Annotated in this window: 16 protein-coding genes; 14 read left to right on the top strand and 2 right to left on the bottom strand. The window is 40.6% G+C overall.

The window, feature by feature from the left end:
• The first annotated feature begins 47 nt into the window (after positions 1–47).
• From AOQ70_RS07155 to AOQ70_RS07125, 7 genes are all read left to right on the top strand, one after another.
• Positions 48–2,252: an RNA ligase gene (locus AOQ70_RS07155; protein ID WP_059375415.1), complete on the top strand. Its 2,205-nt coding sequence runs from the start codon at positions 48–50 to the stop codon at positions 2,250–2,252.
• A gap of 76 nt (positions 2,253–2,328) precedes the next feature.
• Complete coding sequence (locus AOQ70_RS07150; RefSeq protein WP_058838689.1) at positions 2,329–3,039, top strand: DUF421 domain-containing protein; 711 nt, start codon at positions 2,329–2,331, stop codon at positions 3,037–3,039.
• A 227-nt stretch (positions 3,040–3,266) separates the two neighbouring features.
• Entirely contained in the window at positions 3,267–3,845 is a 579-nt protein-coding gene (locus AOQ70_RS07145) for a TetR/AcrR family transcriptional regulator (RefSeq protein ID WP_059375412.1), read from the top strand.
• Positions 3,846–3,866: 21 nt separating this feature from the next.
• A complete protein-coding gene (locus AOQ70_RS07140) occupies positions 3,867–7,010 on the top strand; it encodes a bifunctional cytochrome P450/NADPH--P450 reductase (RefSeq protein ID WP_059375410.1) in 3,144 nt (1,047 codons plus the stop codon).
• Between the two features lie 193 nt (positions 7,011–7,203).
• Complete coding sequence (locus AOQ70_RS07135) at positions 7,204–8,112, top strand: trypsin-like serine peptidase (protein WP_059375409.1); 909 nt, start codon at positions 7,204–7,206, stop codon at positions 8,110–8,112.
• A 259-nt stretch (positions 8,113–8,371) separates the two neighbouring features.
• Complete coding sequence (locus tag AOQ70_RS07130; protein ID WP_228280000.1) at positions 8,372–8,752, top strand: NucA/NucB deoxyribonuclease domain-containing protein; 381 nt, start codon at positions 8,372–8,374, stop codon at positions 8,750–8,752.
• Between the two features lie 147 nt (positions 8,753–8,899).
• On the top strand, positions 8,900–9,748 hold the full coding sequence (locus tag AOQ70_RS07125; RefSeq protein ID WP_039178899.1) for an STAS domain-containing protein: 849 nt from the start codon (positions 8,900–8,902) through the stop codon (positions 9,746–9,748).
• A 32-nt stretch (positions 9,749–9,780) separates the two neighbouring features.
• Here the strand turns inward: AOQ70_RS07125 and AOQ70_RS07120 are convergent, their stop codons facing one another.
• The gene (locus AOQ70_RS07120; RefSeq protein WP_059375481.1) at positions 9,781–10,290 is read right to left on the bottom strand and encodes an IseA DL-endopeptidase inhibitor family protein; all 510 of its coding nucleotides are present in this window, start codon (positions 10,288–10,290) and stop codon (positions 9,781–9,783) included.
• A 328-nt stretch (positions 10,291–10,618) separates the two neighbouring features.
• Here AOQ70_RS07120 and AOQ70_RS07115 point away from each other — a divergent pair, with 328 nt between their 5' ends.
• Complete coding sequence (locus tag AOQ70_RS07115; RefSeq protein WP_059375407.1) at positions 10,619–11,068, top strand: hypothetical protein; 450 nt, start codon at positions 10,619–10,621, stop codon at positions 11,066–11,068.
• A gap of 45 nt (positions 11,069–11,113) precedes the next feature.
• Here the strand turns inward: AOQ70_RS07115 and lexA are convergent, their stop codons facing one another.
• The gene (gene lexA / locus AOQ70_RS07110) at positions 11,114–11,734 is read right to left on the bottom strand and encodes a transcriptional repressor LexA (protein ID WP_024425129.1); all 621 of its coding nucleotides are present in this window, start codon (positions 11,732–11,734) and stop codon (positions 11,114–11,116) included.
• A gap of 159 nt (positions 11,735–11,893) precedes the next feature.
• Between lexA and yneA the strand changes: the two genes are divergently transcribed.
• The 6 genes from yneA (at position 11,894) to AOQ70_RS07080 (ending at position 16,309) form a co-directional block, all read left to right on the top strand.
• Entirely contained in the window at positions 11,894–12,205 is a 312-nt protein-coding gene (gene yneA / locus AOQ70_RS07105) for a cell division suppressor protein YneA (protein WP_034283425.1), read from the top strand.
• A 17-nt stretch (positions 12,206–12,222) separates the two neighbouring features.
• Complete coding sequence (locus tag AOQ70_RS07100; protein WP_059375399.1) at positions 12,223–12,870, top strand: YneB family resolvase-like protein; 648 nt, start codon at positions 12,223–12,225, stop codon at positions 12,868–12,870.
• 69 nt (positions 12,871–12,939) lie between these two features.
• A complete protein-coding gene (locus AOQ70_RS07095; RefSeq protein WP_024425132.1) occupies positions 12,940–13,170 on the top strand; it encodes a DUF896 domain-containing protein in 231 nt (76 codons plus the stop codon).
• A 186-nt stretch (positions 13,171–13,356) separates the two neighbouring features.
• The gene (tkt, locus tag AOQ70_RS07090; protein WP_059375396.1) at positions 13,357–15,360 is read left to right on the top strand and encodes a transketolase; all 2,004 of its coding nucleotides are present in this window, start codon (positions 13,357–13,359) and stop codon (positions 15,358–15,360) included.
• A gap of 199 nt (positions 15,361–15,559) precedes the next feature.
• Complete coding sequence (sirA, locus tag AOQ70_RS07085; RefSeq protein ID WP_024425134.1) at positions 15,560–16,006, top strand: sporulation inhibitor of replication protein SirA; 447 nt, start codon at positions 15,560–15,562, stop codon at positions 16,004–16,006.
• Between the two features lie 84 nt (positions 16,007–16,090).
• Positions 16,091–16,309, top strand: coding sequence for a YneF family protein (locus AOQ70_RS07080; protein ID WP_003212379.1), 219 nt, complete (start codon positions 16,091–16,093; stop codon positions 16,307–16,309).
• The last annotated feature ends 4 nt before the right edge of the window (positions 16,310–16,313 follow it).

Here is a 16,313-nt window from a genome sequence, read left to right as displayed (position 1 = left end):
AATTTATCTATAATAGGTAAAATATCACTCATTAAAGGAGAACCAATATGAGAACTTTAGTCCTTTTACGAGGTCTCCCAGGCGTAGGTAAATCAACATGGATCAAAGAACAAGGCTTAGAGCCTTACACTTTATCAGCGGATCAAATCCGGCTGTTAACCCAGCCGCCGCAGCTATCAGTCAATGGGAAACTAGACATTTCAAGCAAGCATGACCACAAAGTTTGGTCTTTATTATTCGATTTACTCACAGCCCGTATGGAGCGCGGAGACTTTACTGTGATTGATGCGACACATATTTCAAGCAAATCAATTTCTCAATATAAGTCTTTAGCGACATCGTATCGTTATAGGGTGTATGTCGTCGATTTCACGCAGGTGCCCCTTGAGACCGCTCTTTTACAAAATCGCTCACGTGAATCTCACAAAGTGGTGCGTGAATCTGTTTTGTATCAAATGAACGAGCGGTTAAAAACAGAAAAGGTCCCGTCATGGGTGACTGTTTTGAAGCCGGAGGAATATCCGCAAGTGATGACCTATCAGCCTCGATCCTTTGATCAATATGAGGCCATTCATGTTTTCGGGGATATTCACGGTTGTTACACCGCACTTACCACTTATTTGCAAGGAGATATCAAAGAAAACGAACTTTATATCTTCGCAGGTGACCTTCTTGATAGAGGAATAGAAAACAAAGAAGTATTAGAATGGATGCTTGCCCATAGAGAATGCCGGAATGTCATCGTCATTGAAGGCAATCATGATCAGCATTTATACCGGTTTGCGCATGGTGAAAAGGTCAAAAGCAATATGTTTAATCGTCATACTGCGCCTGAAATCGAAGCAGCTGATTTTGATTTAAAAGAAGTACGAAAGTTTGTTAGAACATTTCACCAGCTTACGTATTTTACATACCATGGCCAGACATTTCTTGTTACCCACGGGGGGCTTGCTCATTTGCCAGAAGAGCTTCTGCATGTCTCAACACAGCAGCTCATTCACGGCGTAGGAGAATATTCAGATGACATTGATCACTTGTTTGTTCAAAACACGGCTGGGCTGGATGTCATCCAAATTCACGGTCATCGCAATTTATACAGACTGCCAATTCACGCAGCGGAAAGATCTTATAACCTAGAAGGTCAGGTTGAATTTGGGGGGCAGCTGCGGGTGTTGAAAATCACGGCTGAAGGAATTAAGACTCATGAAATTGACAATCCAGTCTACAGAGCTTCTGAGAAAAAACAATCAGCTGCTGTTCAGCCAGATATTTCACTGGATGATTTTTTAGCCCATTTAGATCAGCATGAATATGTACAGGAATTAAAGCTTCCACACCATATTTCATCTTTTAATTTTACGAAAAAGGCTTTTAGTGAGCGGCAGTGGGACGATGTGAATGTGAAGGCAAGAGGTTTGTTTGTCAACATGGTTTCAAAGCAGATTGTGTCTAGAAGCTACAATAAATTTTTTAACATTGATGAGCGTCCGGAGACAAGAATGCAGCATTTAGTGAACCATTTACAATTCCCTGTCACCGTATATGATAAAGCAAATGGATACTTAGGAACTGTTGGGTATAACGAAATGGAAGATGAATTGGTGTTTACGTCCAAATCGTATACATCACATGTGAAACAAAATCAGCATGCCTCCTGGGTCGAAGAGCTATTTTATAAGACCTTCGATGACGTGCAAGCTGACTACATCAAATCATACGTCCGTGACCAGCATGTATCTCTGGTGTTTGAAGTCATTTTGCCAGAAAAAGATCCGCATATTATCACATATGAACAAGATCAACTCATTTTACTCGATATAGTGAAGCGGCAGTTAAGCTACGAAAAAGCACCATTCGCTGAAGTGAAAAGATTAAGAAAGCAGCTGGGAATATCCAGCAAGCAGGAAGTGGCTGTTTTCCATGATTGGACGTCTTTTTATAAATGGTATCAAGCGGTCTCTCATGATGACACAATGAAAGAAGAGGGATATGTCATGGAGGACGCTCGCGGCTTTATGACCAAACTCAAGCTCCCTTATTATCAATTCTGGAAGCAGATGCGCGGGATCAAGCAGCGCGTTGCAGAGAAGCGTTCCTCGCAAAAATATATGCATGCTTTGCAAACAGCGGAGCAAGCTAAGTTCTATACGTGGCTTCTTGAGCAAGAAGCAGATCATGTGAGGAATAGCTCAATTATTGAACTGCGATCACAATTTGAACAAAGCAGTACTGCCCAATTGAATAATGATTAAATAAATGCATAGTCTAACAAAGAGTCTTTTCTAAGGAAAAGGCTTTTTTTGATGCAAATGAAAGGTGGACACTTGCATGTCTGAACATATTGAAGTGATTCTTCGGACGATGTTTGCTTTTGCGATTTTATTTGGAGGAGCACGTCTTTTAGGGAAACAAACCATTGCGCAAATGAATATTTTTGATTTTATAGCAGCCATCAGCTTAGGTTCAATTGCTGCAAACCTGGCGTTTAATACAACGCTGCCGCTACAGCACACAACGATTTCCTTTGTGTCACTTGTCATGATTATTTATGTGATTTCCCTGATTGCATTAAGAAGCCGGAAGATGAGAGGGCTGATGGCTGGTAAACCAACTCTTGTCATACAAAATGGGAAAATTCTTGAAGGAAATATGAAGGGAATGAGATATACCCTTGATTATTTAAATCAGCAGCTGAGAGAAAAAGACATCTTTGATATTAGTGAAGTTGAATTTGCCATGATTGAAACAGATGGGCATATGTCAGTGAAAAAATACCCTTCGTTTGAAAATGTCACACGGAAGGATCTTCATTTATTCATGAAGGCAGAGCGTTACATGCCGATTGAAGTCATCATGGACGGGAAACTCATCCAAAAAAACATACATGAAAATCATTTAACAGAGCAATGGATAGAAGAAGAGCTTAAAAAAAGGCAGCTGTCCTTAAAGGACATTGTTTATGCTGTCCGTTCAAGTAATGGAAGCTTATATATTGATACATATGACGACCACATTCAGTCACCAATCGATCAGGAATGAATGTGTAGTGCCGATGACACCTGCATGACACACATTTGACAATCTTTATAAGTCCTTTGGATGTCATCTGCCTAGGTATCATTTCTCAATTATTATTATTTTCAGAAAATGTGGTGACGGAGTAAAATAAGTGTGTTTAAGTATAAATAGATGAAATTGAAATATTAATATAATATACCGTTTGCGGAATGAACGTTCATTCCTATATTTCAAAAGGAGGGGATGAAATGCCAGCAGTGACTGATAAACAAGAACAGATCATGAAAGCTTCGCTGGAACTATTTATAGAACGAGGCTTTGATGGCACCACAATGCCGATGATTTCAAAAAGAGCAAACGTCGGAGCGGGCACCATTTACCGTTATTTCGACAGCAAAGAGGCACTCGTCAATATTTTGTACCAGCGCAGCCTCTCAGCATTTATCGACAAAATGAACACAAACAGTCCAGATCCAAAGGTAAGTATTCGGGCGTACTTTAAGCATGTATTTTATTGCTTGGTTTTGTTTACAAAGGAGAATCCAAGCGGGCTGTATTTTTTAGAGATTGATAAACGGTCCCATTACTTAGACGAAACGAGCAAAGAGAAAATGCAGCATTTGTTACATGAGCTGTTCCTTATCTTTGAAGAAGGGAAAAAGGATGGAATTCATCCAAACCTCTCTGGCAGAACCATTTTATCGATTGTATTTGGTGCTTTTGTGCAGCTGCATAAACAAATTCTTGCAGAAGAAATAGAGCCAACAATTGAATTTTTAGAGGAGATTGAGCAATGTTTATGGCGCGCCATCAGCGTTGCATCATAAAGAGATAAAGGGAGTGGGCATATGAAGCAAACATCAATCATTCCAAAACCAAAAACATACGGACCTTTTAAAAATATTCCCCATATAAAAAAAGGGGAGCTTTCTCAAACTTTTTGGCGGCTGGCAGATGAATTAGGACCGATTTTTCAGTTTGAATTTTCAAATGCAACAAGTATTTTTGTTTCCAGCCATGAGCTTGTCCAAGAAGTATTTGATGAGAGCCGTTTTGATAAATTTATTGGGACTAGTCTCAGTAAAGTAAGAGCCTTTGCAGGAGATGGGTTATTTACGAGCTGGACAGAAGAACCGAACTGGAGAAAGGCTCATCAAATCTTGATGCCAGCATTCAGCCAGCAGGCTATGAAGGGCTATCATGAGATGATGCTCGATATTGCGACACAGCTTGTACAAAAATGGCAAAGAACAGGCCGCGATGAAGAAATTGAAGTAGCTGAGGATATGACAAAGCTGACTTTAGATACGATCGGCCTTTGCGGTTTTGATTTTCGCTTTAACAGTTTTTATAAAGAAAACCAGCATCCATTCATAGAAAGCATGTTGAAAGGCTTAAATGAAGCAATGGAGCAGTCGAGCCGATTGCCGATTGCCGATAAACTCATGATCAAAAGAAGAAAAGAATTTGATCAGCATGTCGATTTTATGAAGCAATTAGTAGATGACATTATACAGGAACGAAGAAAACAAGATAAAACAGGCGATGATTTACTGTCACTTATGCTGCATGCAGAGGACCCTGAAACAGGTGAACGTTTATCTGATGAAAATATCCGTTATCAAATCATCACCTTCTTAATTGCAGGGCACGAAACAACAAGCGGACTGCTATCCTTTGCGATTTATTTCTTATTAAAGAATCCAGAGAAATTGAAGAAAGCTGTCCAAGAAGCAGATGAGGTGCTGCAAGGCGGATTGCCGACATTTAAACAAGTGCAAAAGCTAAGCTACACTCGTATGGTGTTAAATGAAGCCCTTCGCCTCTGGCCAACCGCGCCTACGTTCTCTCTTTATGCGAAAGAGGACACAGTAATCGGGGGAAAATATCCGATTCACAAGAATCAAAGTGTCTCTGTTCTGCTCCCTAAATTACACCGTGATCCAGCGGTATGGGGCGAGGATGCTGAAGATTTTAAACCAGAGCGGTTTACGCATCCTGAGAAAATCCCGCAGCATGCTTACAAGCCTTTTGGGAATGGACAGCGTGCATGTATCGGTATGCAGTTCGCCCTGCATGAAGCTACGATGGTTCTCGCGATGGTCCTGCATAATTTAGAGTTAATTGATCACACATCTTATGAGCTTGATTTAAAAGAATCTCTGACGATTAAACCAAACGATTTCAAAATCAAGGTGCGGCCAAGGAAACAGCAATTCTTTATGGCACCACCGAAAGAAGAACCGAAAAAAAGCAACCAATCTAGTGAGTCAAAAGTGCCGAATCACGGTACACCGCTGCTAGTTTTGTACGGATCGAATCTTGGCACAGCAAAGCAAATAGCGAACGAATTGGCGGAAGACGGGAAAGCAAAAGGATTCGATGTGACCACTGCGCCGCTTGATGAATATACACGCCAATTGCCAGATACAGGCGCTGTCCTCATCGTGACCGCTTCATACAACGGATATCCGCCTGACAATGCGAAGCAATTTGTGGATTGGCTGGCGCAGGATGAGGAGCAGGATTTATCAAACGTGACATTTGCGGTCTTTGGATGCGGAGATCGAAACTGGGCGAGTACGTACCAGCGGATCCCCCGTCTGATTGATGAGGCCCTTGAAAGAAAAGGTGCCAAACGTGTAGCTGATCTAGGAGAAGGTGATGCAGGTGGTGATATGGATGAGGATAAAGAAATTTTCCAGAAAACTGTCTTTGAACAGCTTGCAAAAGAATTTAAGCTCACCTTCCAAGAAAAGGGGAAGGAAAAACCAAACCTATCAGTTGCTTATACGAATGAGCTAGTGGAGCGTCCTGTAGCTAAAATATATGATGCCTTTTCAGCTGTTGTATTGAAAAATGAAGAATTACAATCAGAAAAAAGCACGAGGCAGACAAGACATATTGAACTGAAATTGCCAGCTGGAAAAGCATACAAAGAAGGAGATCATATTGGGATTGTACCGAAAAATAGTGATGCACTCGTTGAGCGTGTGACCCGCCGCTTTAAACTAAATCCAGAGCAGCATATCAAGCTTTCATCTGAGAAAGAGGCAAGTCATTTACCATTAGAACAGCCGATTCCAATCAAAGAATTACTCGCCTCACATGTTGAGCTTCAAGAGCCTGCGACACGTACACAGCTAAGAGAGCTCGCAGCACATACGGTATGTCCGCCTCACCGCGTGGAGCTTGAACAAATGGCTGGAGAAGCATATCAAGAAGCCATTTTAAAGAAACGAGTAACCATGCTGGATTTATTAGATCAATATGAAGCGTGCGAGCTGCCGTTTGTACACTTTTTGGCGCTTTTACCAGGTTTGAAACCGCGTTATTATTCGATCTCTAGCTCGCCTAAGGTAGATGAAGAAAAAGTCAGTATCACAGTAGCAGTTGTAAAAGATAAAGCGTGGAGTGGCAGAGGAGAATATGCCGGAGTTGCCTCAACCTATTTATGTGGTCTAAAAGAAGGAGAAGAAGTAGCCTGCTTCCTGCATGAAGCGCAAGACGGATTCCAGCTGCCTCCTTCATCAGAAGTGCCGATGATCATGATCGGACCAGGTACAGGAATTGCTCCATTTAGAGGATTTGTTCAGGCAAGAGAAGTGTGGCAGAAGGAAGGGAAGCAGCTAGGCGAAGCCCACTTATATTTTGGCTGCCGTCACCCTGAGGAAGATGATCTATATTTTGATGAAATGCAGCTTGCCGCGCAAAAAGGAGTTATCCATATCCATCGTGCTTATTCTCGTTACGATGAGCAAAAAGTATATGTCCAGCATTTGTTGAAAGAAGAAGGCGGCATGCTCATCGAATTGCTTGATCAAGGTGCCTACCTTTACGTGTGCGGAGACGGAAAAGTCATGGCTCCAGATGTAGAGGCTACACTAATCGATCTCTATCAAAACGAGAAACAATGCTCGAAGGAAACAGCAGGAAATTGGCTGGCAGCCCTTGCAAATGACAATAGATATGTAAAAGATGTGTGGAGCTGACAAAAGGAAAGACCGCCAATTAGGCGGTTTTTTTCTATTCTCATAGAAAGAGATCGATAGAATGAAGGTTGGGAAGATACGAAACACCTAATTTAAAAATGAAATATTTTGTAAAAAATAAGAATATTCTCTCATTTACTCCAATATGAAACAATCGTATGATTTTTGATATAGGACATAAAGGAGGAATATGATGAAAAAGGTGAAAATGTTACTCCCTTCTCTTCTCGTTTTTGGTGCTTTAAGTGTGCCTAGTTTTGCCCATGCCACATCGGATTCAGTACTAACGTCTGATTATGATATGGTGACTTCTGATGGAAAAGTGATTTCTTCAAGTGATTTCCACAATGATACGAAAGCCCCCTCATCCTTTGACAAAGTGGATGATCTTTCTTCTACTGTTGGCGAAAAAGTAAAACCACTATCAAAATATTTAAAAGATTTTCAAACAAAAGTCGTCATTGGAGACGATGGTAGAACCAAAGTAGCAAATACAAGAATAGCACCATACAATTCGATTGCTTATATTACATTTGGCGGCTCCAGCTGTACAGGGACACTCATTGCTCCTAATAAAATTTTGACAAACGGACACTGCGTGTACAACACGGCATCGAGAAGCTATAGTGAAAAAGGAACCGTATATCCTGGTATGAATGATAGTACTGCGGTGAACGGTTCAGCAAAAATGACTGAGTTCTATGTGCCAAGCGGGTATATTAATACTGGTGCAAGTCAATATGACTTTGCCGTAATCAAAACCGATACGAATATTGGCAATACGGTCGGCTACCGATCCATCCGCCAGGTGACAAACTTGACTGGGACAACCATTAAAATCTCAGGATATCCTGGTGATAAAATGAGATCGACTGGCAAGGTGTCACAATGGGAGATGTCAGGTCCTGTGACGAGAGAAGATACGAATCTAGCATACTATACGATTGATACATTCAGCGGAAATTCAGGTTCTGCCATGCTGGATCAGAACCAGCAAATCGTTGGAGTTCATAACGCTGGTTATTCAAACGGAACGATGAATGGCGGTCCAAAAGCGACAGCTGCCTTTGTTGAGTTTATAAACTATGCGAAAGCGCAATAAAAAATAGAGCTTGTTTCCTTCATAGGGGACAAGCTTTTTTGTATGGATTCATTTAATAGAGGATTCATTTTTTTAACCTGTGGATTTGAGATTGAGAGCTACATCAATTTTTTCACATGTCATTCGCGAACCACTCATACATTAAAATGTCACATTTCCTTTAAGTCAAAATCATGCTTGAGATGGATGAGGAGGTCACGCGCTTTTGAAGATGAAAAGAGGCTGGATCGCTGCTGTCGCTTTATGTTTTGTGATATGGATGGGCATGTTGTTAGGTGGATTTGGAGAGAAGCAGGCAGCAAAAGGGGCTGATCGATATGATCATGTCGTTCAATTTCCAAAGGAAAGGTACCCTGAAACAGGCAGTCATATTCAAGAAGCCATTCGAAAAGGGCATTCAGATGTGTGTACCATTGACAGGAATGGAGCAGATGCCCGCAGGCAAGAATCATTAAAAGGGATTCCGACAAAACCTGGATTTGACCGGGATGAATGGCCGATGGCGGTTTGTCTTGAGGGAGGAAAAGGCGCAAGCGTTCAATATGTCAGTCCATCTGATAATAGGGGAGCAGGCTCATGGGTCGGGCACCAAATCAGCGGATTTCCTGATGGGAAAAGAATATTATTCATTGTGAAATAAATCTGAGGAAAAGGCACCCCTCGAGCGGGTGCCTTTTTTGTTTATGGCAGAGCGTATCCGAGCTGGCAGGGAAAAAAGATTCAGTGGTACAATCAATCTATAAGGTACAAAGACTGACAAGAAGAAAATGTGAAGGGACATTTGCTTATGGATAAGAACCGTGCATTATACGATTTTTTTATGCAGCATGCAGAGAAGCTGACTGAAACATGGTATGAATCAATTGAGGACGATGATCCAGAATCGATATATCGTTCAACAGATTCCAGCATCATTGCAGAGCTAAAACGGCAGAATCAAGATTATTACCAGCACTTTATACGAGCTATTATTGAAGACAAGACATATTTACATACTGAATTTAAAAAATGGTCTGAGGATTTAGCCAGTGATCCGAAGCATTTAAATACACCATTAGATTATGTCGTAAGAGAATACATGTCTAATCAAAGAGTCGTTCTGCATTACTTAAAAGAATTTATTAAACAGCGTCAAGGTGACATTGATATTGACCGCATTTTTTATTGGTATGATTTAATTTCCGAAGCGTTTAATATTTCAATCCATGTGTTTATCCAGCAATATGTGAAAAATACAACGAAGAAGCTTGTGGCTCAAAGAGATATGATTTATGAATTGAGTTCACCGGTGATTGTTTTAAAAAGCCAGATTGCGTTGTTGCCTTTAGTAGGTGATATTGACACAGCGAGAGCAAAGATTATTTTAGAAAATACGCTAAAACAGTGCTCGCAAAAAGGGGTTCAGCATTTATGTATTGATCTATCCGGTGTTGTCATTATTGATACAATGGTGGCTCATCAAATCTTTGATCTTGTCACATCACTTCGGTTAATTGGAGTAGAAACGACCATTTCAGGAATTAGACCAGAAATTGCTCAAACAGCAGTACAGCTCGGGCTTCCTTTTAATGAATTTCGCACGGCATCATCACTTGCTCACGCGCTGGACCGCATGACTGAATTTTCTCCAATATAAAAACCAGGCCGATGAGAGGCCTGGTTTTTTATTTAGATGACAGCGTCAATTTGTGTGACTTTCCAATCTTTTTGTACTTTTTCGTACGTAACAGTTCGTTTTACTTTGCGTCCATCAAGTGTTGGGACAGTAAATTCATATGTGCGGACTGTTTGTTTCTTAGAAACAAGTTTAGGTGTGGCTTTTTCCCAATTGAGCATGTTATCTCCGTCACCGACTGGAACAGCCATTTTGCCTTTATGAACAATAAACTGATAATCTTTTAAACCATGTTTGATGGCATCTTGAGTGAACACTTGAGATAGGTAGCTGTTTAATTTTTTCTTTGTATCAAATGTTTTAGAAAGATAGTTGTATGTCATATCTTTATAGGTAAATGATTTTAATTTGTAATTAGAATGTTCTTTAATTTTGTAGCCTGACATTGCACTCCAAAAGTGTTCTCTTGCATCAAGGGCAATATGTAACGCTTCTTTATTTGTCAAAGCGGCTGATTTCTTGGAAGCGGCCAATGTTGTAGTTTGTAATGAGATCATAAGCATAATAGCAGTTAATAAAACAAATAATTTTTCAAGGCAATTGCCTCCTTTTCTCAATGAAAACTTCTTATGTTACAAATGTTACAATAATTACAGTGATATTACAAGTATTAAATCTAAATGTTTTTTATTTCTTTTGTTTCTAATTATATAACGTTTGAGGGAGACAAAAAGTTTTCATTTTTTTTATTTTTCTTCTTAATTATTATTTAACCGTTCTAAAGAAGAACGAAACGTCTTTTGGAAAAATTTCTATTTAGACGTTTAACACACTTTTTTTATTTATGACATATACTGTCGTGATGAATGTCTAAAGAAAGTGGTGTTTATTATGTATCATCCGTATGAAGGTATGTGGAATGGGTACTCATATGATAGGCAGATGCAAGGATTCCCATCTGTTGGTATTCCTCAAGGTGGAGGGTTTCCTGGGTTTCCGATCGGAGGAGGAGGTACTTGGCCAGGGCAAGGTTCAGGCGGACACTCAGCCCCGCCGGCACCGCCGCAGCATATCATTTCGCAGTATCAGCAAGCACTCTCTCAGCCACAAAGTATGCAGTCGCTTATATCTGGGCACGGTGTTGGCGGAGGCCATCAAACTGTACAATTTGCAGCGGGATGTAATAGAAGATGGACAATTGTGCTTTTGAGAAACGGTCAAGTATTTTTAATGTATATCCTTTCCTCACAGCCATTTGGTCGAACTACTGGCTTTATATGGCCGAACTTTACATTTGGTTCCTTCCCAAGTTCAAGTATTCTTGCCTATTCTTGTGCATAAGAAAAAGCCGGTTCTCATCAGTAGCTGATGATATACCGGCTTTTTTTAATGAATATTTCGAAATACGCCAATCACTTTACCTAGTATACTCACATTCTGTAAGATAATCGGTTCCATTGATGGGTTCTCTGGCTGTAATCTAAAGTGTGTATCTTCTTTATAAAAGCGTTTCACGGTCGCTTCATCTTCCTCTGTCATGGCGACCACAATATCTCCATTGTTAGCGGTGCTTTGCTGACGCACAATGACATAGTCCTTGTCCAAAATACCTGCATCAATCATACTTTCTCCCATAATTTCAAGCATAAACACTTGTTCATCTGGTGCTGCAAAAGTCTCTGGAAGAGGGAAGTATTCTTCTACATTTTCAACAGCGGTGATAGGAAGGCCGGCCGTTACTTTTCCGATGACTGGAACGTTCATTACAGCACTCTTTGGAATATTCATTTCCTCTTCATCTAGTACTTCGATCGCTCTAGGTTTTGTCGGGTCTCTTCTAATTAAGCCCTTTGTTTCTAGTCTAGCTAAATGTCCATGGACCGTTGAACTGGATGCTAGACCGACAGCTTCTCCAATTTCACGGACGGATGGGGGATAACCCTTGCTTTTTACTTCATCTTTGATGAATTTCAGGATATCGAGTTGTCTTTTTGATAGCTTCGTCATCTTTTGCACCTCAAAACGTCAATTTTAAAGAAATTATAGCATGTTTTTCCTAACAGTACAAACATAGGTTCGAAAAAAACGTTTGACAGAAACGTTTGTTCGTATTTATAATGAGTGACAGAAAGAGCGAACGCATATTCTATTAGGAGAGATGACATTATGAGGTTAAAAGAATCTATTATTTTTATTGGGGTATTCTCATTCATCGTTGGCATATTTCTCTCACTTATTGCAGTCACAAGCCATAATGATACAAATCAGTATGTTAAAATAGAGGTTCAATCAGGTGATACTCTTTGGGGGTTAGCTGATCAAGTAAACGACAGCAAATCAATCGACAAAAATGCATTTATTGATTGGGTTACCGAACACAATGATCTTGCTTCAACTGAAATCCAGCCTGGCGACATTCTTGTCATACCCGTCAAAAAAGAGCATCCAGTCGTATATCAGCTTGCAACAGTACAATAGAAAGGTCGATTTTAGACATGAACGCAATCATTTATGCGAGAGTAAGCACTGTCAAAGAAGAGCAGGAAACCTCGCTGAAAAGACAAGAAGAAGAACTGCTGGCATTAGCTGCCATGCACAAGATGAATGTGGTCAAAGTCATCAAAGAAAAAGCGAGTGGATATGATCTAGATCGTGATGGTGTGTTTGAATTGCTTGCTGCACTGAAGGAAGAGTCAATCGATGCCGTTCTGATCCAGGATGAAACACGTCTTGGAAGAGGACAAGCAAAAATTGCACTTCTTCATTGTCTATTTAAAGAGAACGTAAAGGTATACAGCGTGTTTCATAGAGGAGAGCTTGAGCTTTCAGAAGCAGATGAAATGGTCATTGAGATTGTAGGAGTCGTCGAAGAATACCAACGGAAAATTCATAACCTGAAAATCAAGCGGGGAATGAAAAGGGCAGTTGAGCGCGGATATCAGCCTGAACTGAATTTAAGGCAGCAGGACCATGCACCTGGCCGTGAGCGTATTGAAGTGCCGATTTCAGAAATTGTTCGATTAAGAAAAAACAATATGACATTCGCCGAAATTGCCGCAACTCTTCAGGCATTAGGTTTTGACATTTCAAAAGCAACGGTGCATAGAAGGTATCAAGAATATGAAAAAGGTCTTACCACCTAAAGCGTGATTTGTTGTCAAAATGATTGATATTTAGTAGTATGTAGAGAAAATGCTTTAAAGGAGTTTGTCATGATTTCTAAAGAACAGCTTGCAAGAATAAATGAGCTTTCAAAAAAGTCGAAAGAGACCGGTTTATCAGACGCTGAAAAAACAGAACAAAAGCAGTTGAGAGAAGAGTATTTGAAAGCTTTTCGTTCTTCTATGAAAAATACACTTAAAACTGTCAAGATCGTTGATCCTGAAGGAAACGATGTCACACCAGAAAAATTAAAAAGAGAAAAAGATCAGAACCTTCATTAAGCTGTGATTTCTTGAATTTTGAAAAGATGGGAAGATTATTCTCGTCTTTTTTCATATTTGCATAACTTTTTAGGTGATCGATAAACTAAATGTGACAAAATCCTTCTTTTTCAGCGTGAAATAGTTGTGAAAAAAGGACAGTAGATTTATGATAATGGTGTACACAAGATACGGAAGGGGATTTATATGGAAACGATTGAATTGAAATCTATTGCAACAATACGTACTCTCTCCATAGACGCAATTGAAAAAGCGAATTCCGGTCACCCAGGAATGCCGATGGGTGCTGCACCAATGGCGTACGCTTTATGGACGAATCACTTAAACGTAAGTCCGCAAAATCCAAAATGGTTTAACAGAGACCGCTTTGTTTTATCTGCGGGACATGGTTCTATGCTTCTATACAGCATGCTTCATTTAAGCGGATACAATCTGAGCATCGACGATTTAAAACAATTCCGCCAATGGGGAAGCAAAACACCTGGACATCCTGAATTTGGACACACAGAAGGCGTAGATGCCACAACAGGTCCTTTAGGCCAGGGAATTGCTATGGCAGTAGGGATGGCACTTGCAGAAAGACATCTTGCGGAAACGTATAACAAAGACAACTTTCAGGTTGTAGATCACTATACATACAGCATTTGCGGAGATGGAGACTTAATGGAGGGGATTTCCTCTGAAGCTGCTTCACTTGCTGGTCATTTAGGCTTAGGCCGTTTAATCGTTCTTTACGATTCAAATGACATTTCTTTAGATGGCGACTTAGATCGTTCATTCTCTGAAAATGTGAAGAATCGTTTTGAAGCGATGAACTGGGAAGTTCTTTACGTGAAAGATGGCAACAACATTGAAGAAGTAACAGCTGCTATTGAAAAGGCGAAACAAAGCACAGACAGACCTACTTTAATCGAAGTGAAAACAACAATCGGTTTCGGTTCGCCAAACCGTGCGGGAACGTCTGGTGTGCATGGTGCACCTCTTGGCAGCGAGGAAGCTAAGCTGACGAAGGATGCTTACTCTTGGACGTTTGAAGAAGATTTCCATGTACCTTCTGAAGTGTACGATCATTTCAAAGAAGCTGTCAAAGACGCTGGTCAGAAAAAAGAAGCAGCTTGGAATGAGCTATTTGCGCAATACGAAAAAGAATATCCAGAGCTGGCAGCACAGCTGAAGCTTGCGATTGAAGGAAAGCTTCCTGAAAATTGGGATCAAGAGGTTCCTGTTTATGAAGCAGGTTCAAGCCTTGCCTCCCGCGCTTCTTCAGGCGAAGTGTTAAATGGCATTGCAAAGCAAGTACCTTTCTTTATTGGCGGGTCTGCTGACCTTGCTGGATCAAACAAAACAACGATTAAAAACACGGATGATTTCGGAAAAAATAATTATGCCGGCAAAAACATTTGGTTCGGTGTGAGAGAATTTGCAATGGGTGCGGCGCTCAACGGTATGGCACTTCACGGCGGTCTTCGTGTATTCGGCGGAACGTTCTTTGTTTTCTCAGATTACTTAAGACCAGCGATTCGTCTTGCTGCCTTAATGGGACTTCCAGTCACATATGTCTTTACTCATGATAGTATCGCTGTTGGTGAAGATGGTCCAACGCATGAACCGGTTGAACAGCTTGCTTCACTGCGTGCGATGCCTAATCTTTCCGTTATTCGCCCAGCAGATGGAAATGAAACAGCTGCAGCGTGGAAACTAGCTGTATCTTCAACTGATAAACCGACTGCACTAGTTCTTACTCGTCAAAACCTTCCAACGATTGACCAGGCACCAGAGAAGGCATATGAGGGAGTAGAAAAGGGTGGTTACGTTGTGGTTGAAGCAGCTGATGCACAGCCAGAAGCACTTCTACTCGCTTCAGGATCTGAGGTTGGTTTAGCCATTGAAGCCCAAAAAGCACTTGAAAAAGAAGGTATCCGCGCATCTGTTGTCAGCCTTCCTGCATGGGATCGCTTCGATCAGCAGTCAGACGAATACAAAGAATCCGTTCTTCCTAAAGCAGTACGTGCACGTATTGCGATTGAAATGGGTGCTTCACTTGGCTGGGAGCGTTACACTGGCCTTGACGGTGACGTGATTGCAATTGATAAATTTGGCGCTTCTGCACCAGGTGAAACCATTATCGAGAAATACGGATTTACTGTCAGCAATGTAGTCAGCCGTGTGAAAGCGAAGCTGAATAAATAAACGAACTCCAAGCATCATGCTTTTTTGCTATCTGTTTGCAGAGCTTTTTCATCCGCTCTGCAAACTTTTTTTCTTTTTTCTTGTTTTTTTGACAAAACTAGTTTCTTCTTGCTTCATATATAGACAATTCTTTCTTTCACATTTTTGTATAATACAAGCAATAAACGAGATTGACGAAATGTGAAAGGAAGGGATAGACATGGAACGCCATTATTATATTTATTGGATTGAGGATGAATTTGCACATCACTATTTTGGCAGAGAATCGATTTTGTTTCATTTGTTTGAGTCGTTACACTGGACGAATCGCACTGACGATGAGTTAGTTATGCTTGTGAAGCAAGTGGATTATGTGACGAAACGAATCCCTGCTTTTCATATGCACCAGCGTCTCATGAATAACTTAACGAACATTCACTATACACAAATAGGCTCGATTTACAGCGCTTCCTTACCAGATGGAAAAGGAACCGCAGCATTTATTATTAAAGACCGGTATATCCAAATGTCTGCCACTGGCAGTTATGAAGCAGAAGCGGTGTTTTTTGAAGTGCTGAGAAAAATCAGCCCTTGTTTTCTTGCGATGGACTTTAGTTCAAAGAAGCACGGGTGGCTTAATCCAGTAAAAGTGAGGAATTTTGTTTAAAAAAATAAAATTGAACGTGAAATGTTGTATAATAGCCTTTTGTTTAGTACACTTTATACGAGACAACATGAAGGAGGAAGAATTATGGATTTATGGGTTGTCATCCTTGTAGGCGTTGTTGCACTGCTTGCAGGAGTTGCACTCGGATTCTTTATTGCTCGTAAGTATATGATGAGCTATTTGAAAAAGAATCCACCGATTAATGAACAAATGCTTCGAATGATGATGATGCAAATGGGCATGAAACCGTCCCAGAAGAAAATCAATCAAATGATGAAAGCCATGAACAACCAAGCGAAATAATACG

The sequence above is a fragment of the Bacillus sp. AM 13(2015) genome, assembly GCF_001518755.1.
Lineage (GTDB): Bacteria > Bacillota > Bacilli > Bacillales > Bacillaceae > Bacillus > Bacillus safensis.
The sequence above is the reverse complement of the archived record's forward strand: the minus strand, read 5'-3'. Positions and strand labels throughout refer to the sequence as shown.